Source organism: Streptomyces sp. NPDC007189 (assembly GCF_040703635.1).
Classification (GTDB): Bacteria; Actinomycetota; Actinomycetes; order Streptomycetales; family Streptomycetaceae; genus Streptomyces.
The window spans coordinates 145,997-172,097 of sequence record NZ_JBEYEY010000015.1 but is presented as its reverse complement, the minus strand read 5'-3'; the positions used below and the strand labels follow the sequence as shown (position 1 = coordinate 172,097).

General features: G+C 70.5%; 23 protein-coding genes, 1 tRNA gene and 1 pseudogene. 14 read left to right on the top strand and 11 right to left on the bottom strand.

Annotated elements, in window-relative coordinates:
* Window positions 1–143: 143 nt before the first annotated feature.
* A complete protein-coding gene (locus tag AB0950_RS28355; protein ID WP_360154245.1) occupies window positions 144–671 on the bottom strand; it encodes an NUDIX hydrolase in 528 nt (175 codons plus the stop codon).
* Between the two features lie 10 nt (window positions 672–681).
* On the bottom strand, window positions 682–2,730 hold the full coding sequence (locus tag AB0950_RS28350; RefSeq protein WP_360154242.1) for an NAD(+) synthase: 2,049 nt from the start codon (window positions 2,728–2,730) through the stop codon (window positions 682–684).
* A 316-nt stretch (window positions 2,731–3,046) separates the two neighbouring features.
* On the opposite strand from AB0950_RS28350, the gene AB0950_RS28345 reads away from it, so the two are divergent.
* Window positions 3,047–3,715, top strand: a complete 669-nt coding sequence (locus AB0950_RS28345; RefSeq protein ID WP_360571803.1) for an isoprenylcysteine carboxylmethyltransferase family protein — start codon at window positions 3,047–3,049, stop codon at window positions 3,713–3,715.
* A gap of 72 nt (window positions 3,716–3,787) precedes the next feature.
* Here the strand turns inward: AB0950_RS28345 and AB0950_RS28340 are convergent, their stop codons facing one another.
* Window positions 3,788–4,708, bottom strand: a complete 921-nt coding sequence (locus AB0950_RS28340; RefSeq protein ID WP_366779680.1) for a hypothetical protein — start codon at window positions 4,706–4,708, stop codon at window positions 3,788–3,790.
* A gap of 1,306 nt (window positions 4,709–6,014) precedes the next feature.
* Here AB0950_RS28340 and AB0950_RS28335 point away from each other — a divergent pair.
* The 7 genes and pseudogenes from AB0950_RS28335 (at window position 6,015) to AB0950_RS28305 (ending at window position 12,712) form a co-directional block, all read left to right on the top strand.
* Window positions 6,015–6,326, top strand: coding sequence for a hypothetical protein (locus tag AB0950_RS28335; protein WP_360571809.1), 312 nt, complete (start codon window positions 6,015–6,017; stop codon window positions 6,324–6,326).
* A gap of 136 nt (window positions 6,327–6,462) precedes the next feature.
* Window positions 6,463–6,678, top strand: a pseudogene (locus AB0950_RS28330) (site-specific integrase); the annotation flags it as partial.
* A 499-nt stretch (window positions 6,679–7,177) separates the two neighbouring features.
* Window positions 7,178–7,543 (top strand): hypothetical protein, encoded by a 366-nt coding sequence (locus AB0950_RS28325; RefSeq protein WP_360154227.1) that lies wholly within the window; start codon window positions 7,178–7,180, stop codon window positions 7,541–7,543.
* Entirely contained in the window at window positions 7,533–11,807 is a 4,275-nt protein-coding gene (locus AB0950_RS28320; protein ID WP_366779679.1) for a polymorphic toxin type 17 domain-containing protein, read from the top strand. Before AB0950_RS28325 ends, AB0950_RS28320 begins: the two co-directional genes overlap by 11 nt.
* Before the next feature lie 21 nt (window positions 11,808–11,828).
* Entirely contained in the window at window positions 11,829–12,056 is a 228-nt protein-coding gene (locus tag AB0950_RS28315) for a hypothetical protein (protein WP_360154557.1), read from the top strand.
* Entirely contained in the window at window positions 11,959–12,561 is a 603-nt protein-coding gene (locus AB0950_RS28310; protein WP_366779678.1) for a hypothetical protein, read from the top strand. Before AB0950_RS28315 ends, AB0950_RS28310 begins: the two co-directional genes overlap by 98 nt.
* On the top strand, window positions 12,524–12,712 hold the full coding sequence (locus AB0950_RS28305; RefSeq protein WP_360154218.1) for a hypothetical protein: 189 nt from the start codon (window positions 12,524–12,526) through the stop codon (window positions 12,710–12,712). Before AB0950_RS28310 ends, AB0950_RS28305 begins: the two co-directional genes overlap by 38 nt.
* A 407-nt stretch (window positions 12,713–13,119) precedes the next feature.
* Here AB0950_RS28305 and AB0950_RS28300 read toward each other — a convergent pair.
* From AB0950_RS28300 to AB0950_RS28290, 3 genes are all read right to left on the bottom strand, one after another.
* Window positions 13,120–13,193, bottom strand: a tRNA-Pro gene (locus AB0950_RS28300).
* A gap of 65 nt (window positions 13,194–13,258) precedes the next feature.
* Window positions 13,259–14,035 (bottom strand): Pr6Pr family membrane protein, encoded by a 777-nt coding sequence (locus AB0950_RS28295; RefSeq protein WP_360154162.1) that lies wholly within the window; start codon window positions 14,033–14,035, stop codon window positions 13,259–13,261.
* Between the two features lie 161 nt (window positions 14,036–14,196).
* Window positions 14,197–15,123: a metallophosphoesterase gene (locus AB0950_RS28290; RefSeq protein WP_366779677.1), complete on the bottom strand. Its 927-nt coding sequence runs from the start codon at window positions 15,121–15,123 to the stop codon at window positions 14,197–14,199.
* A 115-nt stretch (window positions 15,124–15,238) separates the two neighbouring features.
* On the opposite strand from AB0950_RS28290, the gene AB0950_RS28285 reads away from it, so the two are divergent.
* On the top strand, window positions 15,239–15,706 hold the full coding sequence (locus tag AB0950_RS28285) for a GatB/YqeY domain-containing protein (protein ID WP_360154157.1): 468 nt from the start codon (window positions 15,239–15,241) through the stop codon (window positions 15,704–15,706).
* A gap of 217 nt (window positions 15,707–15,923) precedes the next feature.
* Here AB0950_RS28285 and AB0950_RS28280 read toward each other — a convergent pair whose 3' ends face one another.
* Window positions 15,924–18,236: a transglycosylase domain-containing protein gene (locus tag AB0950_RS28280; protein ID WP_360154154.1), complete on the bottom strand. Its 2,313-nt coding sequence runs from the start codon at window positions 18,234–18,236 to the stop codon at window positions 15,924–15,926.
* Between the two features lie 491 nt (window positions 18,237–18,727).
* Here AB0950_RS28280 and wblA point away from each other — a divergent pair, with 491 nt between their 5' ends.
* A complete protein-coding gene (gene wblA, locus AB0950_RS28275; RefSeq protein WP_018547931.1) occupies window positions 18,728–19,066 on the top strand; it encodes a transcriptional regulator WblA in 339 nt (112 codons plus the stop codon).
* A gap of 420 nt (window positions 19,067–19,486) precedes the next feature.
* Here wblA and AB0950_RS28270 read toward each other — a convergent pair whose 3' ends face one another.
* Together AB0950_RS28270 and AB0950_RS28265 are read right to left on the bottom strand one after the other, a co-directional pair.
* Window positions 19,487–20,881, bottom strand: coding sequence for an ArsA family ATPase (locus AB0950_RS28270; protein ID WP_360154151.1), 1,395 nt, complete (start codon window positions 20,879–20,881; stop codon window positions 19,487–19,489).
* On the bottom strand, window positions 20,878–21,855 hold the full coding sequence (locus AB0950_RS28265) for an ArsA-related P-loop ATPase (RefSeq protein ID WP_360154148.1): 978 nt from the start codon (window positions 21,853–21,855) through the stop codon (window positions 20,878–20,880). Before AB0950_RS28265 ends, AB0950_RS28270 begins: the two co-directional genes overlap by 4 nt.
* Before the next feature lie 142 nt (window positions 21,856–21,997).
* On the opposite strand from AB0950_RS28265, the gene AB0950_RS28260 reads away from it, so the two are divergent.
* From AB0950_RS28260 to AB0950_RS28245, 4 genes are read left to right on the top strand one after another with little or no spacing between them, the layout of a single operon-like run.
* Window positions 21,998–22,162 carry a DUF4177 domain-containing protein gene (locus tag AB0950_RS28260; RefSeq protein WP_136744038.1) on the top strand — a complete coding sequence of 55 codons (165 nt, stop codon included), beginning with the start codon at window positions 21,998–22,000 and terminating at the stop codon, window positions 22,160–22,162.
* Window positions 22,159–22,623, top strand: coding sequence for a RidA family protein (locus tag AB0950_RS28255; RefSeq protein ID WP_360154144.1), 465 nt, complete (start codon window positions 22,159–22,161; stop codon window positions 22,621–22,623). The genes AB0950_RS28260 and AB0950_RS28255 overlap by 4 nt, the downstream gene beginning before the upstream one ends.
* Window positions 22,624–22,679: 56 nt before the next feature.
* Window positions 22,680–23,573: an NUDIX hydrolase gene (locus AB0950_RS28250; protein WP_366779676.1), complete on the top strand. Its 894-nt coding sequence runs from the start codon at window positions 22,680–22,682 to the stop codon at window positions 23,571–23,573.
* Window positions 23,570–24,400 carry an MBL fold metallo-hydrolase gene (locus AB0950_RS28245; RefSeq protein ID WP_360154137.1) on the top strand — a complete coding sequence of 277 codons (831 nt, stop codon included), beginning with the start codon at window positions 23,570–23,572 and terminating at the stop codon, window positions 24,398–24,400. The genes AB0950_RS28250 and AB0950_RS28245 overlap by 4 nt, the downstream gene beginning before the upstream one ends.
* Here the strand turns inward: AB0950_RS28245 and AB0950_RS28240 are convergent.
* A complete protein-coding gene (locus AB0950_RS28240) occupies window positions 24,397–25,224 on the bottom strand; it encodes a nucleotidyltransferase domain-containing protein (protein ID WP_366779675.1) in 828 nt (275 codons plus the stop codon). The genes AB0950_RS28245 and AB0950_RS28240 overlap by 4 nt on opposite strands.
* A gap of 131 nt (window positions 25,225–25,355) precedes the next feature.
* Window positions 25,356–26,030, bottom strand: a complete 675-nt coding sequence (locus AB0950_RS28235) for a Crp/Fnr family transcriptional regulator (protein WP_014674022.1) — start codon at window positions 26,028–26,030, stop codon at window positions 25,356–25,358.
* Between the last annotated feature and the right edge of the window lie 71 nt (window positions 26,031–26,101).

Sequence of the window (26,101 nt, the reverse complement as noted above, 5' to 3'; positions counted from 1 at the left end):
GCAGCACGGCAGGGCCGGCCGGTCCTTCGATGCGGCGCGCGTACTGCTGTCGGCACCCCGGTCCGCCTGGCCGCCCCGGACGACCGCGCTCCCGCCCTGCGCGCGCGCCGCGGCCGGTACGCGGCCGAGGCGGGCGCCCGCCGTCAGTCCAGGTCCAGCAGCAGGGCCATCACGCCCACGAGGGTCGCGCTGCTGACGATCTCCCGCCGGGCGATCATGCCGCGCAGGTCGGCCAGCGGGATCCACTCCACGCGGTCCGACTCGTTGCGTTCCGTGGGCGCGCCGACCCGCCGCGCCCCGTCCACGCGGAACACGAAGTGCCGGGAGTCCGTGATCCCCGCCGCGGGCTCGGCGTAGACCAGCTCCCGCATCGTGCCCGGACGCCGGCCCGTCTCCTCCTGAAGTTCCCGCGCGGCGGCGGCCTCGGGCGTCTCCCCGTCCTCCACCAGGCCCATGGGCAGCTCCCAGGCCCAGGTGTCGGTGACGAAGCGGTGCCGCCACATCATCAGCACCCGCTGCCGGTCGTCGACGGCCGCGGTGACCGCGAGATCCCGCAGCCGTACGACGTGGTAGTCGGTCCGGGTGCCGTCCGGTTGCTCCACGTCCAGCGAGCGCACCCGCAGCCACGGGGTGTCGTACAGGGCGCGCTCGCCGTGAATCGTCCAGCGCATGCCGGGCCCGCTACCGGGCGGCTTCGTCGAGGTCGAAGCGCTCCAGGTCGCGCAGCCAGGCCTGGGCCGTGCCGTCCGACGGGGCGCGCCAGTCGCCGCGCGGGGAGAGGGAGCCGCCCGCCGAGACCTTCGGGCCGTTCGGCATCGCCGAGCGCTTGAACTGCGAGAAGGCGAAGAAGCGGCGGATGAAGACCTCCAGCCAGTGCCGGATGGCCGCGAGGTCGTACGTGCCCCGCTTCTCCTCGGGGAAGCCGGGCGGCCAGGCGCCCGCCTCCTTGTCGTGCCAGGCGTGCCAGGCCAGGAAGGCGATCTTCGAGGGGCGGAAGCCGTAGCGCAGGACGTGGAAGAGCGTGAAGTCGTGCAGCGCGTACGGGCCGATCTTCGACTCGGTGGACTGCATCTCCTCGCCGGGCACGAGCTCCGGGCTGATCTCGGTGTCGAGGATCGCGGCCAGGATCTTGCCGGTCTCGTCGTCGAACTGGCCACTGGTGATGACCCACCGGATGAGGTGCTGGATCAGTGTCTTGGGCACGCCCGAGTTGACGTTGTAGTGGCTCATCTGGTCGCCGACGCCGTACGTCGACCAGCCGAGCGCCAGCTCGGACAGGTCGCCGGTGCCGAGGACGATGCCGCCGCGCTGGTTGGCGAGCCGGAACAGGTAGTCGGTGCGCAGCCCCGCCTGGACGTTCTCGAAGGTGACGTCGTACACCGGCTCACCGGAGGCGAAGGGGTGGCCGATCTCCTTCAGCATCAGCCGCGCGGTCGGCGTGATGTCCAGTTCGGCGGCGGTGACGCCGAGGGCCCGCATCAGCCGGTGCGCGTTGTCCTTGGTGTGGTCGCTGGTGGCGAAGCCGGGCAGGGTGAAGGCCAGGATGTCGCTGCGCGGGCGGCCGGCGCGGTCCATCGCCCGGGCGGCGACGATCAGCGCGTGCGTGGAGTCCAGGCCGCCGGAGACCCCGATGACCACCTTCGGGCCGCCGATCGAGGCGAGCCGCTGCTGCAGCCCCGCGACCTGGATGTTGTACGCCTCGTAGCAGTCCAGGGCGAGACGGTCGGCGTCGGCGGGCACGAACGGGAAGCGCTCGAGGCGGCGGCGCAGGCCCAGGTCGGCCGTGGCCGGCGGGGCGAGCTCGAAGGACACCGTGCGGAAGTCGCCGGTGCGTGCGGCGTGGGTGCGGCCGTTCTCGCCGAACGTGCCCATCCGCTGCCGCTCCTGCCGCAGCAGGTCCAGGTCGACGTCGGCCACCGCGTACTGCTCGCCCAGCGGGAACCGCTCCGTCTCGGCCAGCAGCACCCCGTTCTCGTAGATCAGGGTCTGGCCGTCCCAGGACAGGTCCGTGGTCGACTCGCCGAGACCGGCCGCCGCGTAGACGTACGCCGCGAGGCAGCGCGAGGACGCCGAGCGGCACAGCAGCTTGCGGTCCTCGGCGCGGCCGACCGTGATGGGGCTGCCGGAGAGGTTGACGAGCACGGTCGCCCCGGCGAGGGCCGCCTCCGCGCTCGGCGGCACCGGCACCCACATGTCCTCGCAGATCTCCGCGTGCAGCACCAGGCCGGGCAGGTCGGCCGCCGAGAAGAGCAGGTCCACACCGAACGGCACCTCCGCGCCGCCCAGCCGGATCGTTCCGCCGCGCTCGGCGTCACCGCCCGCGATCTGCCGCCGCTCGTAGAACTCCCGGTAGTTCGGCGGGTACGACTTCGGCACGACGCCCAGGATCCGGCCCCGGTGCACGACCACCGCGCAGTTGAAGATCCTGCCGCGGTGGCGCAGCGGCGCGCCGACGACCAGCACCGGCAGCAGCTTTGCCGACTCCGCCACGATCGTGGCGAGCGCCGTCTCGACGTCGTCGAGCAGGGCGTCCTGCAGCAGCAGGTCGTCGATCGCGTACCCGGACAGACACAGCTCCGGGAACACGGCCACGGCGACGCCCTCGTCGGCACAGCGGCGGGCATGACGCAGGACCGCCTCGGCGTTGGCACGCGGGTCGGCGATGACGGTGTGGCCCGTACACGCGGCGACGCGCGCGAAGCCGTGCTGGTAGATCGACCAGAAGCTCAACGGGACCTCTTTCCGAGCGACTCTCCTACAGGAGGAAGCCTACGGGGAGGCCTACGCGAACCCGCTCACGTGCGGGTTTCCGGGGTGCTGAGGCTGTGTGGGGCGCGCGGCCGGGGGTGAGGCGGCGCCTCTCAGCGAGCAGCGCCCACCGTGCGCCGACTCCGACAGCGGCACGCGACCGTCGTCACCCTGCCCGGCCACAGGCATGCCGTCGCGGGCCCACCCCCACTCCACCCACGGGTGCAGCGCGGCGAGGGTTTCTCCATCCACCCCTGGGTGCTGGTGATCGCCTACCCGCCCGGCGCAGTCTGGAGCCATGGGTTCCTCCCTTCATTCGGCGCTCATCGTCCTCACCATCGCCTGCGTCTGGGTCTTCGTCGCGGCCTGGATCGCCGGCGCCGTCTACTTCGGCGTGAAGAGCCACACCGGCCCGCACAGCTGGATACGCGGACTGCGCCGTACGCTGCCGCGCCGCCTGACGCTGCTCGCGGGCGCGGTCCTCTTCTCCGTCCTGGTCCGGCACACCGGCGGCTTCTGGCGCCATCTGCGCTACTGGCAGCCGGAGCTGGCACTGCTCGGCGGCCTGCTCGCCGTCGCCTCCACCGCCCTGCTGCTGTGGGCGCGCTGGGTGCTGGGCACCATGTGGTCCAGCGTCCCGACGGTCCAAGAACACCACGAGCTGCGCACGGACGGCCCCTACCGGCTGGTCCGCCACCCCATCTACACCGGGCTGCTCGGCCTGATCGTCGGCGCCATGCTCGCCGACGGCTTCGGCGTCTGGATCGCGATCCTGGCGGTGGCCGTCCCCTGGCTGCTGAGACGGGTCCGGGCCGAGGACGCCCTGATGGCCGGCCAGTTCGGAGCCGCGTACGACGCCTACCGCGCGCACGTCCCGGCCCTGATCCCCCGGATACGCCCGCCTCGCCGACAGCCCCCACCCGCACCGGCCGCCCGCGCCGGATCCGGAGCCCCCGAGGAGATGTGACGCTCGCCGGGCACGGCACGTCGGTGGAGCGGTGCGCCCCGCCCGCGACCACGGCCAGGGCGCACCACCGGATCAGCCGACGTGCAGGGTGAGGGCCGCGGTGTGCAGCGTGCCCCCGGTCTGGAACTGGAGGAACAGCCGCCAGTCGCCGGACTGGGCGAACTCGGCGTGGAAGGAGAGCGTCGGTCCGCCGTGGCCGCCGTCGGCCTCCGTCTCCGGGTGGAGATGGGCGAAGGCGAGATCGCCCTGGTGGAAGGCGGTCAGATGGGCGTAGGTGCCGAGGTACGGCTGGAGGTCGGTGACCGGCCTGCCGTTCCGGGTGACGGTGGCGGTCAGCTGGTGCGCCATGCCCGCCATCGGTTCGCCCTTCACCGTCAGGGTGTAGCCGTCGACGGTGGCGGTGCCGGACGCCTTCGGCAGCGGCGAGGCCGTCGCCGTACCGGGCACCCGCACGGTGCGGCTGAGCACGAAGCTCTTGCCCTTGCCGGCGCCGCTGTCCGGGACGAAGGAGGCGTACAGCCGCCAGGTCCCCGGCCGCAGCGCGGCCAGCGGCGCGGTCCAGGTGCCGTCACCGGCCATGGTGGGGTGCAGGTGCTGGAAGCCGGTGAGGTCGGAGCGGATGGCGTAGAAGTGCATCCGCTGCGTCTGGTCGACGGCGAAGCCGGTGACGGGCCGGCCGTCCGGGCCGGTGATGGTGAAGCGATAGTCGGCCGCCTTCCCGGCCGGGAGCCCAGAGGTCTTGCCGGTCATCCGGTAACCGCTCTTCTCGGCGGCCAGACCGTTGCCGGTGGCCGCCGGCTCCATGCCGGGCATGGACGCCATCGAGTCGCCCGACGCCGAGGGGGACGGCGTGGCACTGTGCTCCATGCCGGCCATACCGGAGCCGTGCCCTGCGCCGGAGTCGGAGCCGCAGGCGGCGAGGCTCAGGGTGAGGGCGGCGGCGACGGCGGCCGCCGCGAGGGCATGACGGGTTGTCCGAAGTCGCTGGGACATACGTGTGTCTTTCCAGGTGGGCGCCGTGCGACGGCGCAGATGAACGGATGAGAGCCGTACGGGACCGCGGCAATGGGCCGGCCGGATCCCGGAGGTCTCATCACGTCCGCGCGACGCACACCTGAAGCAACAGCCCCCGCCCGCTCCCCGGCGGACCACGCCGCCGGACACCGTCCGCCCCCGACCGCCCCCACGGCACCGGCAAGACGACCGGCAACACGAGAACACCGGCCACGACCGGCGGCACCGGCACCTCAGACCGGCTCATCGTGGCCTGACACAGCGCCCCCCGCACCCCCTCGCCCACCCGGACGGGAACCTTGACGGCCGCGGCGACGGCGGCCCCGGCCATGGGGCCGGTCCCCGATCGCATCCCGTGCGGCAGGAAGCCGGGGGCAGCGTCTGCCGCCTTGGCGTCATGGGCGGGACGCGTGGCCATGCCGGAGTGGTGGGCCCCGTCCGCGGCCATCCCGGAGCGATCGGCCGGACGTTCGGCCATACCGGAGTGGTCGGCCCGGTGTTGTACCGGCGCGGCAGGGGCCGAACGCGGGACGGCGGAGCCGCCGCCCGGCATGCCCCCGTGGCAGCCGCTCGCCGCCGCTGCCGGACCACCGTGCATGAGGAACAGCCCGAGCAACAGCGCAACGAGCACGGCAGGGCGCACCACTCGGTGGCGGGCCCCGCGCATGCCGGCGACGGGCTGTGTGACAGTCACGGGTTCACCATACGAGGAGGCCTGCCCGGGAAGCCCGGGGAGGGGGCCGACCGGGGGACGGTGCGCCGGAACCGTACTACCGCGCCCTCCCTCAACGAGTCGTCCGGACCTCTGCGACGACCTCCAAGGGCGCCTCGGAGATCAACTCCCCTCAGCGGAGCGGGACATCCATGCGAAGGCGTCTGCGGTGCGAGTAGCCAGTGATCCGGTTCGCCAACAGTCGGTGATGTCGGTCCAGCCATGGAGACAGGCGCTGCGCGCACCGTGCTCGGACGCTTGGTCGTAGAAGAGGCTGAACCTGTAGACCCTGCCGTCTTCGGAGATGACCTGGCCATCCTCGTGATCGGGCCCCTCCTGCAAGAGGTCGACGACAACCGTCCGGCCCGGATCGAGCCCCTGGCCCGTCAGCAGCTCCCGCAACCGGCACCAAAGGCCGAGGGTCGCTGGTGCGCAGAAGATCGGTGTACTGAACGACGATGCTTGACACCATGAGCCTGATGATCAGAGCTGCGGTGAAGAGAAGCAATGGGCGCAGTCAAGCGTGGATGTCAGGTCGGCGCGAGCGTGTGCGCTGGCCGGCACGATGGACTCGTGGCTGACCAGGAACGCATCGCAGAAATCGCGGCTTACTACCGGGCACTCGACGAGGGCGCCACCCTGCGGCACCACTTCCGCCACGCTGACGAGGAAGCCGGCCTCTGGTACATCGAGGCCGTACCCGACCGCGGCGAGTTGATCGTCATCAAGCAGGCCGAGCTGACCTCGGCCGGCCAACTGCACCGGTATAGCTGGGAGCACCTGGACGACGAGCACGGTGGCCTGACAGACCAGGCGATCGACCCTGAAGAGGACCCGCTGGAGGCCATCCCGGCCGAAGAGTTCCAGCGAGTGTGGACTCGATGACTTGCTGCCGGCCGCAGGCGGTCGGCCGGTGGAAGCTGGTCGACCGCGTAGGCAAGATCCTCAAACCATCCTGAGGCGAGACCCGAGTCCGCCTCTTCGTCACATGTCATCTCCGGCTCCGCCAGACGCTGAGGGCGTTGAAGGGATCAGTGCCGACGAGTGGACGTCGAGGGCGCTGCGGCACGGCTCCGCGTCCCTTCTCTCCGACCGTGCCGTCCCACTGGGGGAGATCACCCGGCTCGTGGATCACTCTGGAACCGCCGTAACCGAGGAGGTCTACCGGAAGCAGATCCAGCCCGTGATCCAGACCGGCGCCGTGGTCATGGACGGAATCCTCGGCGCCCACCCGCGACGACACGCAGCAAAGCCAGAGGGCCCTTCCCCTCTGACCTACTACTTGGCTGTCGAGGTGGCGGGATTTGAACCCACGACCTCTTCGTCTCGAACGAGGTTTGGTTGGTGAGCCCGCCAGCCTTGATGGCGTTTCCGCAGGTCAGAGCGGTGGGCTCGGTTGGTGACGCGGGGTCTGGAAGGGGTTCGGGGAGCGGGTCGGCTCCCAGATGGCTCCCAGGGCGTGCGCCCGAAGGGCTCTGCACGCCTACCCGCCACCTGTTCGACCCCGAGTTCTGGCGCAGGCGCAGGCCCGCATCACCGCGGCCTCCTTGGTCATCTCCTCGGTTAACGAGGCGATCACCCACCCGCTCTTCGGAAGGCCGTCACGGCCAACCAGCCGGAGGCCTCGGAGACGAACACGCGACGGGCACCATTACGCACGCACGCTCTCGACATGACACTCTCTTTACCTGTCTGCCCTATGGTCGGATACCGCGATTGCGAACGGGGGTTCATCGGTGGGCGACGGCAAGGTCCCTGGCAAGGTCCTGGACATCAAGACCGCCGACATCAAGGCGGCGGCACCGGCCTTCCACCAGGGAGCCATCGATCTGAGCAAGGCTCTGACGACGCTGATCCAGACCCTGGACGGTCTGGGTGAGCCCTGGGGTCACGACGAGCAGGGCGACAAGTTCGGCAACGTCTACAAGCCGCAGCAGAAGAAGATCGAGAGCGCGGCGGGCATCCTGGTGCTCGGTCTGACGAGCATTCACGAGGCCATGGTGGACCTCTCGGACGGGCAGGTGGACAACGACCAGCTCATCGCCGGAATGTTCACGCAAGTGAAGACCCCTCAGCAGAGCGACGGTGCCGGTGAGCGTTGAGGACAAGGCCCGCCACATCCTTCTCAAGCTGGGTCTGTGGTGGCCCGAGGCGGACTCCGGCAAGCTGCGGGACGTGGCGAAGGCCTGGCGTGCCTTCGCCGACTCGGTGGACGACGTCCGCGCTCCCGTGCACCGCAGCGCGTCCTCGATCATCCACAACAACACCGGTGAGTCGATCGAGGCGTTCGAGAAGTTCTGGGGCCGCTATGCCAAGGACCAGGACGGCGGCTGGCTGAGCGACCTGGCGAAGTCCTCGCGGGAGATGGCCACGGCGCTGGAGAAGTTCGCCGACGCCATAGACGACGCGATCAACAAGCTCTGGACACGGATCGGTATCGACGCGGCGGTGATCGCGGGCGGGGTGGCACTGGCCTTCTTCACCGCGGGCCTGGCCTCCGGGGCGGCTGTCGCGGCGGCGGACGCGGTCATCGAGTTCGGCGCGACGATGGGCGTCGCGGTCTCCACCACGGTGGCCGAGATCGCCGGCGGCACCTTGATCGCCGCCGCGTTCGGCGGGGTCGAGTCGGTCACCGTCGACCTCGCCGTGGCCCAGCCGCTGAAGATCGCGACCGGGCTGCAGCAGGGCTTCAGCCTGGATGAGGTGAACCAGGCCGCCAAGGACGGCATGATCTTCGGCGGCGCCCTGGGAGCGGGCAGTGGCCTGCTGAAGGCGAGCATGGAAGGCGGCCTCGCCGACACCACCCCCCTGCTGCTGCGCCCGCCCTCCCTCCGCCCCGACCTGGTGGAGCTGGGCCCGGCGGCCCGCAACGCCGAGCGCACCCCGTGTGTCGGCGAGCCGATCGACGTGGCGACCGGCGCCATGCTGATGACGCAGACCGACCTGACCCTGCCGGGCAGTCTGCCGCTGGAGTTCACGCGCACCCACCTCTCCTCCTATCGGGGAGGCGTCTGCTTCGGCCCGACCTGGATCTCCACCCTGGACGAGTGCCTCCAGATCGACGGCGAGGGCGTCGTCTTCGCGTCGGCCGACGGCATGCGCCTGGTCTACCCGGTACCGGAACCAGGCGTGCCGACCATGCCGGTGAAGGGCCCGCGCTGGCCCCTGGAGTGGGACGGCAAACCGGACGGCGCGATGACGGTCACCGACCCGGCCACGGGCGTGACCCGCACCTTCGCCGCCCCCGTCCCCTCCCCCTCCTTCGGCGTCTTCCACCTGGCCCTGGACTCCTGGACCGACCGCAACGGCAACCGCATCGACGTCGAACGCGACGACGAGGGCATCCCGTTCGGCCTCCGTCACTCCGGCGGCTACTACGTCGCCGTCGACACCCAGGGCCCACGCATCACCGCCCTGCGCCTCCTGGCCGAGCCACCCTCCCGCTACCGTCCCGGCACGGCGTCCGACGAGGGCACGGTCGTCATGCGCTACGGCTACGACACCGCCGGCAACCTCACCGAGGTCATCAACTCCAGCGGCGAACCCCTCCGCTTCACCTACGACACCGAGGGCCGCGTCACCCGCTGGACCGACCGCAACGGCACCTGGTTCTCGTACGTCTACGACGACCGCGGCCGGGTGACCCGTACCGAGGGCGTCGACGGCATCCTCTCCGGCACCCTCACCTACGACGACACGACCCGCACGACGAAGTACACCGACTCCCAGGGCCACACCTCGGTCCACCGCTACAACACCGAGGGCCTGGTGGTGGAGGAGACGGACCCGCTCGGACACGTCACTCGCACCGAATGGGACGAGCACGGAGCCCGGCCGGTCACCGTGACAGACCCGCTGGGACACACCACGCGGTACACGTACGACGACACGGGCAACCTCACCGGCCTCACCCTCCCCGATGGCGCGGCGGCCCAGGCGGAGTACAACGCGCTCGGCTTGCCGACAATGGTCGTCGAGCCGGGCGGGGCGATCTGGCGGCACACCTACGATGACCGTGGCAACGTGCGTGCCACGGTGGATCCGACCGGAGCCGAGACTTGCTACGAGTACGACAGCGCAGGGCACCTGACCGCCGTCACCGACGCACTGGGTCACACACGGAGGATCGTATCGAACGCGGCCGGCTTGCCGATCACACTCAGTGATGAACTGGGACACGAAACGATCGTGAGCCGTGACTCGTTCGGCCGAATCGTTGGTGTGACCGACCCACTCGGTCACACCACACGCATGGGGTGGACCGTCGAAGGGAAGCCGAAGTGGCAGGAGCGCCCCGACGGCACGCGTGAATCCTGGACCTGGGACCCCGAGGGCAACCTGATCGCGCATACTGATCTCGCCGGAAACACGACTCGGCAGACCACCGCCCACTTCGATGTCCCGGCGACCCGCACGGACCCGGACGGCACCCGGTACGCGTTCACATACGACACTGAGTTGCGCCTGACAGGTGTCACCAACCCTGAGGGGCGGACCTGGTCCTATCTCTACGACCAGGCTGGTCGACTCGTCGCGGAGACCGACTTCAACGGGCGCACGCTGACGTACGCCTTCGACGCCGCGGGCAGGCTGATCGCCCGGACGAACGGCGCCAGCGAGAACCTGCGCTTCACCCGTGACCCACGCGGCAGGGTAGTGGCCCAGGAAACCGAGAGCGGTGAGATCACGACGTACGCTTACGCGCCGGGCGGTGACCTGTGCCGCGCAGCCAACGCGGATGCCGAATTGACCCTGGAACGGGACGGGCTGGGGCGGATCCTGTCGGAGACGGTCAACGATCGCACATCGGTCTTCCAGTACGACGCTCTCGGGCGCCGCACGCGTCGCGTGGCACCATCCGGCCTGGTTTCGGACTGGACGTATGACGCGGCCGGACGACCGGTGCAACTGCGTTCGGCGGCGGGCTCACTCGACTTCACGCACGACGCCGCCGGGCGTGAGACCGAGCGTCGGTTCGGGGAAGGCGTGACGCTTGAGCAGAGCTGGAACACGAACGGGCAGATGACCGCCCAGTCCCTGACCTCCGCCACCGCCGGGATCATCCCGGACCGCCTCCTCCAGCATCGCACGTATGCCTACCGGGCCGATGGCCACCTCACGGAGATCCGTGAGTTGACGTCTGGCACACGGCGCTTCGGTCTGGACGGTACGGGTCGGGTCACACAGGTACGGGCGCACGGCTGGACTGAGACCTACGCCTACGACACCACCGGCAAAGTGCGGGAGGTGTCGGCGCCTGGCCACGATTCTCCGGGCGAGCGCGCGTTCGAGGGCACGCTCGTTCGCCGGGCGGGGCGGACGGCGTACGACCACGATGCCCAGGGCCGGCTTGTCCGCCGAACGCGCACACTCCTCAGCGGGAAAACCCACACATGGTCCTACGCCTGGAACGCGGAGGACCGCCTGACCGAGGTGGTCACGCCGAGCGGGGACCGATGGAGGTACACCTACGACCCGCTCGGTCGGCGCATCTCCAAGCACCGTGTCACCGCTGAGGGATCGCCAACCGACCGTGTCGAGTTCTCCTGGGACGACACCCGCCTGGCAGAACAGACCGGACCGGACGGAAAGGTGACCACATGGGACTACGAACCGGACACGCACCGCCCGGTCGCCCAGACCCTTCGCACACCCCCGCATGTACCTGAGGGAGGTTCCTTCCTCGCTCGGCTCGCCGAGGAGACGGGCCTCGAGAACACCACGCGTTTTCTGGCCGTCATCACCGACAACGCCGGTGCCCCCATGGAACTCGTCACAGGAGAGGGCGAGGTGGTGTGGCAGCGTCGTAGCACGTTGTGGGGTACCCACGTCCCGGCCGGGACCGACGAGCCGGAATCCGCCACCTGTCCGCTGCGCTTCCCGGGCCAGTACGCCGACGCCGAGACGGGCCTGAACTACAACTACTTCCGCTACTACGACCCCGAAGTCGCCCGGTACCTCAGCCCCGACCCACTTGGGCTCGACGCTGCTCCCGATCACCATGCCTACGTCGACGCGCCGCTGTTGTTGATCGACCCGCTGGGTCTGAAATGTGAAGAGGTCGTTCCTACTCCTCGGACCGGGGTCAAGGGGATCATCAAGGACGCCCAGCTCCCCCACACGGGACGCATCCGATTTGTCCCGGACAAGAGGGTATCGGTCAGTACGGGCTTGCCCCGTGGCCCCCGGAAGGGCTATATCGACCGGTTCGGTAACGAATGGATCAAGGGGCCTTCCAGGACTGCCGGACAGCCGTTCGAGTGGGATGTCCAGCTCAGCAAGCTGGGCAAGGCCAAACTGGGGTGGCTCAGCAGAGATGGCAGCCACCTTAATGTGTCACTCGACGGTGAGATCACCCATAGGTGATGGGAAAGGACTGACTTCACGATGGCGGACACCCTCCCGTTCTACGCAGAAGTGCGCGTGCTTCGAGCCTCCGAAAGACCCGATTTGGAGGGTAAGTACGGAGGAATCCTCGGCATCACGGAGCCGCCCGACCCATCGATTCCGCCCGCCTATGCGGTGCTGCTCGACGGGGAGGAGGAGGTGTACACATTCCTCCGCGACGAGATCGAGCCCACGGGGCACATGCGAAAGCAGGAGGACTACTACTGACGCCTGCCGCCCGATTGTCGTCGGCACGCCTCGGCGCGGTGATACGCGAGAAGAACAGCACCGCCGGTCGGACGCCGGCTCCAGAGCCGGCCTTCGCCACGCTGCACGCGGCGCGGAGGTCCTCGGGGCCGCAGTGCGCCCAGCCGCCACCGTCGGGAGGACTGGCCGCCGCCCGGAAACGGGATGCCGAAGTCGACGGGACGGTGGAGGCCACCTGACCCGCCGCACGGCGCCGGACGGCAACGCCGAGATCTGGACGTACGTCGGCGAGGGTAACTGCACCAGCCACACCGACCCCCTGGGCGGCGTCACCCCGAGTCGAGTACCCACTTCCACCTGCCCACCGCCCGAACGGCCAAGACGAGGCGCGCTGCGAGTTACGGCACGAGACGGAACTGCGCCTGTCGCAGGTCACCAACTTACAGACCCTGACCTGGAGCTGCGAGTACGACCCAGCGGGGCACTGGTTGCGGAGACGGGCTTCGACGGCCACCCTCACGTATGAGTACGACTCCGCGGGCCGCCTGCCCTCGCGTACCGACGCCATCGGCCAGACGATGCCAATGGCGGTTCGCCTGGCATGGGCACGTAGGTCCCGCTGTCTATTGCAAGACGGAGCTCCAGGAGATTGGCCCACACGCGTAGTGACGACGTGAGTTCCATGGCCGCACTGGCTGCCTCTTCCGGACCCTCCAGGGTTACGAGACTCTCGGCTTTGTCTGTTTGGCGGACTGCATCGCTGAACTGCTCAGAGAGGCTGTCGACGGCAGACTCGCCGTCTGCATAGGCGTCGGTGGCCTCAGAGCCTTTCGAGATCGCCTCTGTCGTCTGGGTCACCAGTTGGCTGTAAGCGTCTCGCTGCTGCTGCCGCCGCCAGTGCTCATGCTGAGTACGCCTCTGGTCTCTGCCCGTCAAGCGAGCGGAGGCCCCAGAGTGCCCACCACGCCGATTAACCCGCCGAGTGCTGCCCCCGCCAGACCCGCTATGCCTTGATCCACTTGCTTTGGCCCCCAGGTACACCAGAGGCCCATTCGCGATCACGCGAATGGGCCTCTGGCCAGCGTCGGGGTGGCGGGATTTGAACCCACGACCTCTTCGTCCCGAACGAAGCGCGCTGCCAAGCTGCGCTACACCCCGATGTCGCTGCTCTCGCGGCGACGACGTTTACTTTAGCCCACCGGTGGCTGTAGACGAAATCCGGTTTAGACGCGGCGGCGGACCGGGGTCGGGCGGGTGTGGTCCAGGGCCACGAGGAGGACGGCCAGGGCGTACATCGCGAGGCCCAGGAGGAGGGCGTTCGCCAGGGTGCTGCGGTAGCCGTGCGTGGCGGCGTCCAGGAAGGGATAGAGGTAGCGGGCGGGGTTCGTGGGGGTGAGGGCAGCCGCTCGGATCAGGTAGAAGACCAGGTAGGCCAGGGGGTAGAGGAGCCAGGCGGCCGCCTGGCGCAGGTGCAGGCGGGCCGCGGGGGTCAGCAGCAGCCAGTCCAGTACGGCCGCCGCCGGCGTCAGAGTGTGCAGGATCTGCAGGGTCGCCCACGAGCCGTGCCAACGCTCCGGAACCGTCGTCGCGCCGGTCATGGAGAACGGCGGCGTCGTGTGGGCCAGGAACAGGTGGTAGACGAGCGCCGAGATCACGACGTAGAGGAGTGTGGCGCCTGACACGGAGGAAGGCAGGGGGCGGCGGGCTCGCCAGGCCCTCGATGCCGACATGAGCATGACGACGGCCAGCAGGATGGCGGTCTGGATGCCGAAGTAGCTCAGGATGCGGGACGGGGGGCCCAGCAGGAGTTCCAGGGCCACGCCGGCTGCCGCCGCCAGGGCGGTCAGGAGGCGGAACAGCGCGACCATGGGGCGGCGAATGGGCGCCACCACCGCCGTGGCGGGGACGGGCGAAGGCACCAGAACGGGCGGGCTCGGGACCGCGGGCAGGTCCGGGATGTCCCTGGGTATCGGGGGTATCGGCGGCATCGAGGCGCTCATGCCCTCACGCTAGGAGCGGGGGGAGGGGGCGGCTATCGGGCTTAGGCCGGGTGGGTTACGGTCCCGGTCCCTCGCCGGGATCCCACCCCTGGCCCCGGCCGCCGGTCCCGACTTCCCCCAGGACCCCGACGTGCCCCGGTCCCGGGCTTGGCCCTGCCCTTCTACTCCCTCCCCACCAACGTCAACAACGTAGCCTCCGGCGGGCAGGCGAAGCGGACCGGTGTGTAGCGGTTCGTGCCGCAGCCCGCTGAGACGTGGAGGTAGGAGGTGTGGCCGGCCGACGTGTGGGTGGACAGGCCCTTCACCCGGTCGGTGTCCAGGTCGCAGTTGGTGACCAGCGCGCCGTAGAAGGGGATGCACAGCTGGCCGCCATGGGTGTGGCCGGCCAGGATCAGCGGGTAGCCGTCCGCCGTGTACGCGTCCAGCACCCGCAGGTACGGCGCGTGCACCACGCCCATCGAGAAGTCGTACGTCTGCGACGGGCCGCCCGTCACCTTGGCGTAGCGGTCGCGCTTGATGTGCGGGTCGTCCAGGCCCGTCAGCTCGATCGACACGCCCTCGACCTTCAGGACACCCCGCGTGTTGGTCAGGTTCAGCCAGCCGGCCGTGTCGAAGCCGTCGCGCAGGTCCTCCCACGGGTTGTGGACGACGCCGACGGCCGGCGGGTTGCCGTTCAGCCCGTGGCGGCCGCTCGTCTTCTCCAGCAAGTAGCGGGCAGGGTTGCGCAGTCGGGGGCCGTAGTAGTCGTTGGAGCCGAAGACGTACGCGCCCGGGAACTCCATCAGCGGGCCGAGCGCGTCCAGGACCTCGGGGACGCCCTCGGGGTCGGAGAGGTTGTCGCCCGTGTTGATCACGAAGTCCGGGCGCAGGCCCGCCAGCGACCGCAGCCACCGCTGCTTCTTGCGCTGGCCGCTCACCATGTGGATGTCGGAGACCTGGAGCACGCGCAGCGGCTGCATGCCCGGCGGCAGGACCGGGACCGTCACCCGTCGGAGGCGGAAGGAGCGGACCTCGAAGCCCGCCGCGTACGCCAGACCGGCGGCGCCTGCCGCCATGATTCCCAGGGGTACTCCGTATCGCGCGCGCATGCCTCCATCGTGTCAGACCCCGGCGGTACGACGGGACCGGCCGGCTCTCCTCCGCTCCCCGGCGCCCCTTAAATCAGCGGGCGTTCACGTCGGCACACCTGCGACAATCGACGGCATGACCACCACGCTCAAGTCGAAGCTGCACGACGACCTCAACGCCGCGATCAAGGAGCGCGACGAGCTCCGCTCCTCGACGCTGCGGCTGACGCTCGCCGCGATCACCAAGGAGGAGGTCGCGGGCAAGGAGAAGCGGGAGCTGTCCGACGACGAGGTCCTCAAGGTGATCACCCGCGAGGCGAAGAAGCGCCGGGAGGCGGCCGATGCCTTCGCGCAGGGCGGTCGCGCCGAGCAGGCCGAGCGGGAGAAGGCGGAGGGCGAGGTGCTCGCCCACTACCTGCCCAAGCAGCTGTCCGACGACGAGCTGAACGCGATCGTCGCCCAGGCCGTGGAAGAGGCGAAGGCGGCCGGCGCCGAGGGGCCGAGGGCCATGGGCGCCGTCATGAAGATCGTGAACCCGAAGGTGGCCGGCCAGGCCGAGGGCGGCCGCGTCGCCGCCGCGGTGAAGAAGCTCCTCCAGGGCTGAGCGCCGGGGCCAAGCAGGGACGGACACGGCGGCGGGTCCGCGAAGCTGGGACGGACACGGCGGCTGAGCCGCGGTGAAGCTGGGACGGACCCGGCGGCGGGTCCGCGAAGCTGGGACGGACACGGCGGCGGGGCCGCGCAGCAGGGACGGACACGGCGGCGGGGCCGCGCCCCTGAAACCCAGGGTGCGGCCCCGCCGCCGTACTCACACCAGGCCGTTATCCCCAGCGCCCTCCGGTCCCCTTGTTCCCGCCGTTGCCCTGGCCCTGGATGAAGTTGCCCGGGAGGGAGATGGTCGGGCTGGGGAAGGCGCCGCCGGTCGTGTCACCCGTTGTGCCGCCGACTGTCGTTCCCCCGTCCGTCAGTCCGCCGATCAGTCCCCCGATCCCGCCCGTGTTGCCCCCGTTGGCCCCCCCTCGGCCTTTTCCCTGACCATCCCCCTTGTTGTTGTCCTTCTTGTCGTCGGGGATGTCGATCAGGTGGAAGTCCTGCACGGGTTTGCCGCTCAGCGCGCCGGTCATCATGTCGCGCCAGATCGGGCCGGGGACCTCGCCGCCGTAGACCTTGGCGTGCGGGACGCCGCCGATCGTGATGTCGACCATGTGCCGCTTGTGCTGCGGGTCGCCGACCCAGACCGCGCCGGCCAAATTCGGGGTGAAGCCGACGAACCAGGCCGCGAAGCGCTCGTCGGTCGTGCCCGTCTTGCCCGCGCTCGGGCGGTCGCCGAGGCCGGCCTGCTGGCCCGTACCGTCCTCGACCACGCCCTTGAGCAGGGTGGTGACGGTGTCCGCCGTCTTCTGCGACATCGCGCGTGAGCAGGTCGACCGCGGCACGTCCAGGGTCTTCTCCTCGGTGCCGGTCTTCTGGGTGATCGACTCGATGGCGATCGGGGTGCAGTACGTACCGCGCGAGGCGAAGGTGGCGTACGCGTTCGCCATCGTCAGCGGCGACATCTCCTGGGCGCCGAGCGCGAGGGAGGGGCTCTGGGCGATCGCCTGGCCGTCCGCGCGCTGCACGCCCATCTTCTTGGCCATGTCGATGACCGGGCAGATGCCGATGTCGCTGATGAGCTGCACGTAGTAGGTGTTGACCGACTTGGCGGTCGCCTCCTTCATGCCCATCGGGCCGCGCTCGGACTCGTTCTCGTTCGTCACCTTGGCCGGGTTGTTCGGGTCGTTGCGCCAGACCTTGCCGTCACACGCCTGCACGGGGCTCGGGTACGTCATCTCGTACGGCGACGGGTACTTCTGCGTCGCGGGCTTGCCGCCCTCGATCGCGGCCGCGGCGACGATCGGCTTGAAGGTCGAACCGGGCTGGTAGCCCGCGCCGCCGCCCATGTCCGAGTTGACGGAGAGGTTTATCTGCGTCTCGTCCTTGCCGAAGCCGTACGGGCGGGACTGGCCCATGGCGAGGATCTTGCCGGTGCCGGGCTCGACGATGGTCGCGGCCGTCGCCACGGCGTCGGACTTGTAGACGTGCTGCTTGATGGACGCTTCCACCGATTCCTGCGCCTGCGGGTCCAGCGTCGTACGGATCGTCAGACCGCCCTGGTTCCACAGTTTGGCCCGGGCCTGCTTGGTCTTGCCGAAGACCGGGTCGTTCAGGACGACGTCGCGGACGTAGTCGCAGAAGAAGCCGGCGCCCTTGACCGCGGTGATGCAGCCGTTCTTGGGCTGGCTCGGGTGCAGCCCGAGGGGCTGCTCCTTGGCCTGGTCGGCCTCCTGCTGGGAGATGTCGCCGACGTCCGCCATCCGCTGCAGCACGACGTTGCGCCGCTTGGTGGCCTCCGACTCGTCGTTGACCGGGTCGTAACGGCTCGGGGACTGCACGATGCCGGCCAGCAGCGCCGCTTCCTGGAGGTTCAGGTCCTTGGCGTGCTTGGAGAAGTAGCGCTGGGAGGCGGCTTCGACGCCGTAGGCCTGCTCGCCGAAGAAGGTGATGTTCAGGTAGTTCTCGAGGATCTTCTTCTTGCCGAGCTTCTCCTCGAGCTGGATCGCGTACTTCAGTTCCTTGATCTTGCGGCCCAGGGTCTGCTGGGTGGCCTCGGCGACCTTCGTCGGGTCGTCGCCGGCCTCCTCGACGAAGTAGTTCTTCACCAGCTGCTGGGTGAGCGTGGAGGCGCCCTGGGCGACGCCGCCCTCCTGCGCGTTCTTGTTCAGGGCGCGCAGCACGCCCTTGAGGTCGATCGCGCCGTGCTGGTAGAAGCGCGCGTCCTCGATCGCGACGATCGCCTTCTGTATGTAGGGCGAGATGTCCTTGAGGTCCACCACCGTACGGTCGCGGGAGTAGACGCTCGCGATCTGATTGCCCTGGTTGTCCAGGATTGTCGTGCGCTGACTGAGCCGGGGACTCTTGAGGGTGTCCGGGATCTCGTCGAAGCTCTGGACCGACCCCTTGGCGGCGAGGCCCAGCGCACCGGCAGCGGGCAGCGCGATGCCCGCCATCACGGCTCCGGCGAGCACACTGACACCGAGGAACTTGGCGGCCTGCTGCGTTGGCGACAGACCACCGCCCGAGCGCTTCTTTGCCATGGGGGCAGCCTAATCCGTACGTCTGAGCGTTCCGAAGGGCGACCGCGTCACGGCACGGCAAAGCGGGACGTCTGCCTTCCCATTCGCCGGACACGCGCCCAGGCCTTGGCCTAAGCTGCTCTCAACTGTCACAGCAGTGCGGTCATGTATCAATACGTCCGGCGACCCCGAATCGTTCCGGGCGTACCCGTTTTTCCCGCACGGGCCGTGACCGGCATCTGAGGGTGGCGTGCCCGAATCCGCCTCGTGTGTCACCCGGTGCCCGTTGTGGCGCACCACAGCCGTCCCGGTTTGCCGGGATGGTCGCGTATGTCGCCAGCTCACTCCCGCGGGTGATCTGCCGCTAACCCATAGTCCGTTCGGGCCATTCAAGATTGGGCCCGAAGGGGGTGTTGCGCTGTGCCCACCTTCCGTAACGTCCTCAACTGGCGGCGGTGAATATGCCGCTGCCGCCGTGGGGGAGCCTCGATTCGGGAGAGGACGGCGCCGGTATGGGCTGGGTTACCGACTGGAGTGCGCAGGCTGCCTGCCGCACTACCGATCCGGATGAACTGTTCGTTCAGGGAGCAGCGCAGAACAGGGCCAAGGCGGTGTGCACCGGATGCCCGGTACGCACCGAGTGCCTCGCCGATGCGCTGGACAACCGCGTCGAGTTCGGCGTGTGGGGAGGCATGACGGAGCGGGAGCGCCGCGCACTGCTGCGCCGCCGGCCCACCGTGACCTCCTGGCGCAGGCTGCTGGAGACCGCCCGCTCGGAGTACGAGCGCGGAGCGGGCATCGTGCCGCTCGACAACGACGAAGTGTACGAGAACTACGCGGCCGTGAGCTGAGGGAGCCGGAGGGCGTTCCCCGCGGCACATACCCGGGGCACACGGCCCCCGACCGGGCACGCGCCATCGGGATCGTCCGGGCGTGGGCCACGGAAAGCGGGGCCGGACAGACCCGGGTCCGGGTACGCCGAGCGGTGTCCACCCGGAACTCGGCAAGCGGTGAGGCGAGAGAAGCGCCGGTCGGGCCTACGCCTGGGGAAGTCATGACCGGCCTTGCGGCACCCGGTTGACCGGACAGCACCACGCGCGGCTCCGGCCTGCGCCTGCTGCCCGCACATGGCTCCTGCTCGCGCGTGCCATCGACACCGCCCGCGCATGCCACCCCCCACGCAGGACCGTCAGCGCGCGTTGTACGACGATCACCGCGCGTACGGCTTCACCCGCGCCCGGGCCGCCCCGCAGCAGTCGGCCGATGCCGCGCTACGGCAGCTCCGTCGGCTCTGTCGCGCCCGCTGCCAGCCGGGCGCCGATGTCGCGCAGGCCCGCGAGGTCGTGGACGTCGCCGGGCAGCGCGGGTACTTCCACGACCGCCACCTCGGGGTGGCGGGCGATGAAACGGTCACGCGTGCGCCGCTCGCGCGAGAGCAGCTGCATGCGGTCGGCGTGCAGTCGCAGCAGTCCCGCGGTGAGCCGGTCGACGGAGCGCTCCGTGTCGGCGGGGGAGCCTTCTTCGGAAGCAGGGGCGTCGGCTGCGGCCTCGGATGCGGGAGATCGCGAACTGCCGTATGTGTCGGGAGAGTTACGAAGTCCAGCTTTCCCGCCGCCCTGATCCACAATGCGGCGGTCCTCAAGATTTTCGGCGGCGGCGAGCGCCCGCTCCGCCGACAGCCGCCCGGCGCCGGTGCCATGGACTCGGTTCAGCACCAGGCCCACCAGCGGCATCTTCTCCGCGGCCAGCCGCTCCACGAAGTACGCCGCCTCCCGCAGCGCGTCCCGCTCCGGCGCCGCGACCACCACGAAGGCCGTACCGGGAGCCTGGAGCAGCTTGTACGTGGCGTCCGCGCGCGTGCGGAAACCGCCGAAGGTGGTGTCCATCGCGGCCACGAACGTCTGGACGTCCTTCAGCAGCTGGCCGCCTAGCAGCTTGCCGAGCGTGCCGGTCATCATCGACATGCCGACGTTGAGGAAGGCCATGCCCGCGCGCCCGCCGAGCTTGGCCGGCGCGGTCAGCAGGCGGATCAGCCGGCCGTCCAGGAAGGAGCCCAGCCGCTTCGGCGCGTCCAGGAAGTCCAGCGCCGAGCGGGACGGCGGGGTGTCGACGACGATCAGGTCCCACTCTTCCCTCGCCCGCAGCTGGCCGAGCTTCTCCATCGCCATGTACTCCTGCGTGCCCGCGAAGCCCGCCGAGAGCGACTGGTAGAAGGGGTTCGCCAGGATCGCGGCCGCCCGCTCCGGATCCGCGTGCGCCTCCACGACCTCGTCGAAGGTGCGCTTCATGTCGAGCATCATGGCGTGCAGTTCGCCCTCGCCCTCGGTGCCCTTCACCCGGCGCGGGACGTTGTCGAGGGAGTCGATGCCCATCGACTGGGCCAGCCGCCGGGCCGGGTCGATGGTCAGCACGACCACCTTGCGGCCCCGCTCGGCCGCCCGCAGCCCGAGAGCCGCGGCGGTCGTCGTCTTGCCGACCCCGCCCGAGCCGCAGCACACCACGATCCGGGTCTTCGGGTCGTCCAGCAGCGGATCGACGTCCAGCACGCGCGCGGGGGAGAGACCGTGGGGCTTGTCCCGCCCCTCGGCCCTCGCGAGCCCCTGGGCCGTCGCCGGCCCGTCGGCCGTCACTGCCGTCTCGGATGCCTCGGCCGGGTCCGGACTCATGTCAACCCCTGCTTCCGCAGCTCGGTGGCGAGTTCGTACAGGCCCGCCAGGTCCATGCCCTCGGCGAGCAGCGGCAGTTCGCCCAGCGGCAGACCCAGCTCACCGAGGACCGCGCGCTGTTCCTGCTCCAGCGCGTACCGCTCGGCGTACTCCGCCGCCTGCTCCAGCAGCGGGTCCACCAGCTTCTCCGCGTTCCCGCCCCGCCGGGCCCCGCCGAGCCCCGCGGCCGAGAGCGCCTGTGCGACGGAGGAACGCTCCACGGCACGTACGAGTTCCAGGTCGGCCGCGTCCAACACCTCGGGGCGGACCATGTTCACGATGACCCGGCCCACCGGCAGCCGCGCCGCGCGGAGTTCGGCGATGCCGTCGGCGGTCTCCTGGACCGGCATCTCCTCCAGCAGCGTCACCAGGTGCACCGCCGTCTCCGGCGACTTGAGCACCCGCATCACGGCCTGCGCCTGGTTGTGTATCGGGCCGATCTTCGCCAGGCCCGCCACCTCGTCGTTCACGTTCAGGAAGCGGGTGATGCGGCCCGTCGGCGGGGCGTCCATGACGACGTAGTCGTACACGAACCTGCCGGAGCGGTCCTTGCGGCGCACCGCCTCGCACGCCTTGCCGGTCAGCAGGACGTCCCGGATGCCCGGCGCGACGGTGGTGGCGAAGTCGATCGCGCCCAGCTTCTTCAGGGCCCGGCCCGCACCCCCGAGCTTGTAGAACATCTGGAGGTAGTCCAGAAGGGCCAGTTCGGCGTCTATGGCCAGGGCGTACACCTCACCGCCGCCCGGAGCCACCGCGATCTTCCGCTCCTCGTACGGCAACGCCTCCGTCTCGAAAAGCTGGGCGATGCCCTGCCGGCCCTCGACCTCGACGAGAAGCGTCCGCTTCCCCTCGGTCGCGAGGGCCAGCGCCAGTGCGGCGGCGACCGTCGTCTTTCCGGTCCCGCCCTTGCCGCTGACGACCTGGAGCCTGCTCACGTCTTCGAGACTAACCAGTTCGCTCGACACTCACGCGGGAGGCTGTGGATAACGAAGGTCACAGCGGGCCGCCCGGCCTGTGGACAACGCCCCCGCCGGTCGGCCGCCGGCCCCACCGGCCACAGCGGATACAGTCGGCCCCATGACCAAGAAGTGGGAATACGCCACCGTGCCGCTGCTCGTCCACGCCACGAAGCAGATCCTGGACACCTGGGGCGAGGACGGCTGGGAGCTCGTCCAGGTCGTGCCCGGGCCCAACAACCCCGAGCAGCTCGTCGCCTACCTGAAGCGGGAGAAGCAGGCATGAGCGGGGTCGAGGCCAAGCTGGCCGAACTGGGGCTGACCCTGCCGGAGGTCGTGCCGCCGCTGGCCGCGTACCAGCCGGCCGTGCAGTCCGGCGTGTACGTCTACACCGCCGGCCAGCTGCCGATGGTCGAGGGCAAGCTGCCGGTCACCGGCAAGGTGGGCGCCGAGGTCACCGCCGAGGAGGCCAAGGACCTGGCCCGGATCTGCGCGCTGAACGCGCTCGCCGCGGTGAAGTCCGTCACCGGCGACCTGGACCGCATCGCGCGCGTGGTGAAGGTCGTCGGCTTCGTCGCCTCCGCGGCCGACTTCACCGGGCAGCCCGGAGTCGTCAACGGCGCCAGCGAACTGCTCGGCGAGGTCCTCGGCGACAAGGGCGTGCACGCCCGCAGCGCCGTCGGCGTCGCGGTGCTGCCGCTGGACGCGCCGGTCGAGGTCGAGATCCAGGTCGAGCTGGCTCAGTAACCCTCTGACCTCGGGCAGCTCTCGAACATTCGCCCTACACGGGATAGCCTCCGGCCATGGCGAACGGTCAGTGGTACCCCCCGGAGTGGCCCGACCGCATCCGCGCGCTCGCGGCCGGCACCCTCACCCCGGTGTCCCCCCGGCGCGCGGCCACGGTGCTGCTCCTGAAGGACACGCCGGACGGCCCCGCGGTCCACATGCTGCGCAGACGCGCCTCCATGGCCTTCGCCGGAGGCGCGTACGCGTATCCGGGCGGCGGCGTCGACCCGCGCGACGACGACCGTCTGGTGCGCTGGGCCGGCCCCACGCGCGCGTGGTGGGCCGAGCGGCTCGGCGTGGACGAGCCGGGCGCCCAGGCCATCGTCTGCGCGGCCGTACGCGAGACGTACGAGGAGGCCGGCGTGCTGCTCGCCGGGCCCGACGCGGACTCGGTCGTCGGCGACACCACCGGAGAGGACTGGGAGGCCGACCGCGCCGCGCTGGTCGCGCGCGAGCTGTCCTTCGCCGAGTTCCTGCAGCGGCGCGGGCTGGTGCTGCGCTCCGACCTGCTGGGCGCCTGGACCCGCTGGATCACCCCGGAGTTCGAGTCCCGCCGCTACGACACCTGGTTCTTCGTGGCCGCGCTGCCCGAGGGCCAGCGCACCCGGAACGCCTCCACGGAGGCCGACCGCACGGTGTGGATCCGCCCGGCCGAGGCCGCCGCCCGGTACGACAAGGGCGAGCTGCTCATGATGCCGCCCACCATCGCCACCCTGCGCCAGCTGCTGCCGTACGCCTCCGCCGCCGAGACGCTCGCGGCCGCCCCCGGGCGCGACATGACCCCGGTGCTGGCCCGCGCCCGCCTCAGGGACGGCGAGATCGTCCTGTCCTGGCCCGGGCACGAGGAGTTCACCAAGCACATCCCGACGGCTCCGACGGGCGCCGAGACCACGGGCGGAGGCCCCGCATGACCGAAGCAAGCACGCTGCCCGGCCAGCCGCGCGGCCAGGTGCGCTCCGGCCCGGCCACCGAACGGGCCGTGAACGTCCTCGCGCCCAACGCCTCCCCGATGACCCTGGACGGCACCAACACCTGGATCGTCGCCGAGCCCGACTCCGACCTCGCCGTGGTGATCGACCCGGGGCCCCTGGACGACGGCCATCTGCGCACCGTCGTCGACACCGCCGAGAAGGCCGGCCGGCGCATCGCCCTGACCCTGCTCACCCACGGCCACCCCGACCACGCCGAGGGCGCCGCCCGCTTCGCGGAACTGACCGGCACGCGCGTGCGTGCCCTCGACCCGGCGCTGCGCCTGGGCGACGAGGGCCTGGCCGCCGGAGACGTGGTCACCGTCGGCGGCCTGGAGCTGCGGGTCGTACCGACGCCCGGGCACACCGCGGACTCGCTGTGCTTCCATCTCCCGGCCGACCGGGCCGTGCTGACCGGGGACACCATCCTCGGGCGCGGCACGACGGTCGTGGCGCACCCCGACGGCCGCCTCGGCGACTATCTGGACTCTTTGCGCCGCCTGCGGTCCCTGACGGTGGACGACGGCGTGCACACCGTCCTGCCGGGCCACGGGCCGGTCCTGGAGGACGCGCAGGGCGCCGTCGAGTTCTACCTCGCCCACCGCGCCCACCGGCTCGCCCAGGTGGAGACGGCGGTCGAGGACGGCCACCGCACCCCCGCCGAGGTCGTCGCCCATGTCTACGCCGACGTGGACCGCTCCCTGTGGCCGGCGGCGGAACTGTCGGTACGGGCCCAGCTGGACTACCTGAGCGAGCACGGGCTCATCTAGGGGCCGTCCGGCCGGGGCGCCTTCACGCCGTGCACGCGCGCGTACTCCGCGGCGAGCCAGGGGCCGAGGTCGTCCACGTACGGGCGCAGGACGTCCGGGTCGCCGACGGGCTCGTAGCCGTACTCCGCCGCCCTGCGCAGCTGTGCGGCCCGCAGCGGGTAGTACGTGCCGAACGCCTCGGCCATCTCGTGCAGGTCGCTCGTCCAGCCGTTCCAGCGGGGCATGACGAGCGTGAAGCCGGTGCGGACGAGGTGCCGGGACATGAAGCGCACGAGGGGGCGGCCAGCCTCCTCGGTGTCCTCGGCGTCCGCGATCCGCTCCCGCCAGCGGGGCAGCCACAGCGCCAGGTCGCCGTTGGTCTCCCGGGCGAGCAGGGAGTCGGGGCGGTAGCGCGGCAGGTACTCGGCGAGGTCCTCGCCGAGCAGCGGGGTGCACAGGCAGGCCACGAACCACCCCAGGTCGTACCGCTCCAGCTCGCTCAGCGCCCGGTCCCGGCTGGACAGCAGCGTGCCGCCCCCGTCGATCTGCCGGAACTCCTTGTCGACGGCCTTGTCCAGCGTCCGTGCGGCCTCTCGGTCCGCCTCGGTCGGCTCCTCCCGCAGCACGGCGAGCAGGTCCAGATCGCTGCGCCCCACACGCGCGGTGCCACGCGGGATCGAGCCGTAGAGGTAGGCGCTGTGCAGGCGCGGCCCGAAGACGGCCGCCAGCCGGTCGCGCGCCGCGGCCACGACGGGACGGAAGACACCGGGCACGCGCGCGAGGGAGCCTTCGCGCGCGATGAAGCCCTGCTCGTCGAGCCCGGGCCGACGGATCGTTTCAGCCATGGGGCAACTGTGCCGCCCGTGAGGCGGACGTGCGGCGCATTTTCGGCGCGGCGGCAGTCCGGGGCGGCAACGACAGCGGGGCCCGGCTCCATGAGAAGCGGGACCCCGCGGTCGTACGGCCGAGACCAGCGTCAGCGCGACCGCTTGGCCAGCCGCTCCACGTCCAGCAGGATGACCGCCCGCGCCTCCAGGCGGAGCCACCCGCGCTGCGCGAAGTCCGCCAGCGCCTTGTTCACGGTCTCGCGCGAGGCGCCGACCAGCTGGGCCAGCTCCTCCTGGGTGAGGTCGTGCACGACGTGGATGCCCTCCTCGGACTGCACGCCGAAGCGGCGCGACAGGTCCAGCAGGGCGCGCGCCACGCGGCCGGGGACGTCGGAGAAGACCAGGTCGGACATGGCGTCGTTGGTCTTGCGCAGACGGCGGGCGACGGCGCGCAGCAGGGCGCCGGCCACCTCGGGCCGGGCGTTCAGCCAGGGCTGGAGGTCGCCATGGCCCAGACCGAGCAGCTTGACCTCGGTCAGCGCGGTCGCGGTCGCCGTACGCGGGCCCGGGTCGAACAGCGACAGCTCGCCGATCAGCTCGCCGGGGCCGACGACGGCGAGCATGTTCTCGCGGCCGTCGGGGGAGGTACGGTGCAGCTTGACCTTGCCCTCGGTGACGACGTACAGCCGGTCGCCGGGATCGCCCTCGTGGAAGAGGGAGTCGCCGCGTGCGAGGGTCACCTCGCTCATGGAGGCGCGAAGCTCCGCGGCCTGCTCGTCGTCGAGAGCCGCGAAGAGCGGGTTGCGCCGCAGAACGTCGTCCACTGAGTTCTCTCCTTGTCGACCTGCTCAGGGGATCTTGCTCCCCCGAGTGCCAGGGGACCGTGTTCCCCATT

Excerpts from the sequence above, each read along its gene's own strand:
- AB0950_RS28240 (WP_366779675.1), bottom strand. The coding sequence starts at position 25,224 with ATGGCTGAAACGATCCGTCGGCCCGGGCTCGACGAGCAGGGCTTCATC.
- AB0950_RS28310 (WP_366779678.1), top strand. The coding sequence starts at position 11,959 with ATGCGGTGCTGCTCGACGGGGAGGAGGAGGTGTACACATTCCTCCGCG.
- AB0950_RS28295 (WP_360154162.1), bottom strand. The coding sequence starts at position 14,035 with ATGAGCGCCTCGATGCCGCCGATACCCCCGATACCCAGGGACATCCCG.
- AB0950_RS28245 (WP_360154137.1), top strand. The coding sequence starts at position 23,570 with ATGACCGAAGCAAGCACGCTGCCCGGCCAGCCGCGCGGCCAGGTGCGC.
- AB0950_RS28250 (WP_366779676.1), top strand. The coding sequence starts at position 22,680 with ATGGCGAACGGTCAGTGGTACCCCCCGGAGTGGCCCGACCGCATCCGC.
- AB0950_RS28355 (WP_360154245.1), bottom strand. The coding sequence starts at position 671 with ATGCGCTGGACGATTCACGGCGAGCGCGCCCTGTACGACACCCCGTGG.
- wblA (WP_018547931.1), top strand. The coding sequence starts at position 18,728 with ATGGGCTGGGTTACCGACTGGAGTGCGCAGGCTGCCTGCCGCACTACC.
- AB0950_RS28290 (WP_366779677.1), bottom strand. The coding sequence starts at position 15,123 with ATGCGCGCGCGATACGGAGTACCCCTGGGAATCATGGCGGCAGGCGCC.
- AB0950_RS28345 (WP_360571803.1), top strand. The coding sequence starts at position 3,047 with ATGGGTTCCTCCCTTCATTCGGCGCTCATCGTCCTCACCATCGCCTGC.
- AB0950_RS28255 (WP_360154144.1), top strand. The coding sequence starts at position 22,159 with ATGAGCGGGGTCGAGGCCAAGCTGGCCGAACTGGGGCTGACCCTGCCG.
- AB0950_RS28315 (WP_360154557.1), top strand. The coding sequence starts at position 11,829 with ATGGCGGACACCCTCCCGTTCTACGCAGAAGTGCGCGTGCTTCGAGCC.
- AB0950_RS28270 (WP_360154151.1), bottom strand. The coding sequence starts at position 20,881 with ATGAGTCCGGACCCGGCCGAGGCATCCGAGACGGCAGTGACGGCCGAC.
- AB0950_RS28260 (WP_136744038.1), top strand. The coding sequence starts at position 21,998 with ATGACCAAGAAGTGGGAATACGCCACCGTGCCGCTGCTCGTCCACGCC.
- AB0950_RS28285 (WP_360154157.1), top strand. The coding sequence starts at position 15,239 with ATGACCACCACGCTCAAGTCGAAGCTGCACGACGACCTCAACGCCGCG.
- AB0950_RS28280 (WP_360154154.1), bottom strand. The coding sequence starts at position 18,236 with ATGGCAAAGAAGCGCTCGGGCGGTGGTCTGTCGCCAACGCAGCAGGCC.
- AB0950_RS28340 (WP_366779680.1), bottom strand. The coding sequence starts at position 4,708 with ATGTCCCAGCGACTTCGGACAACCCGTCATGCCCTCGCGGCGGCCGCC.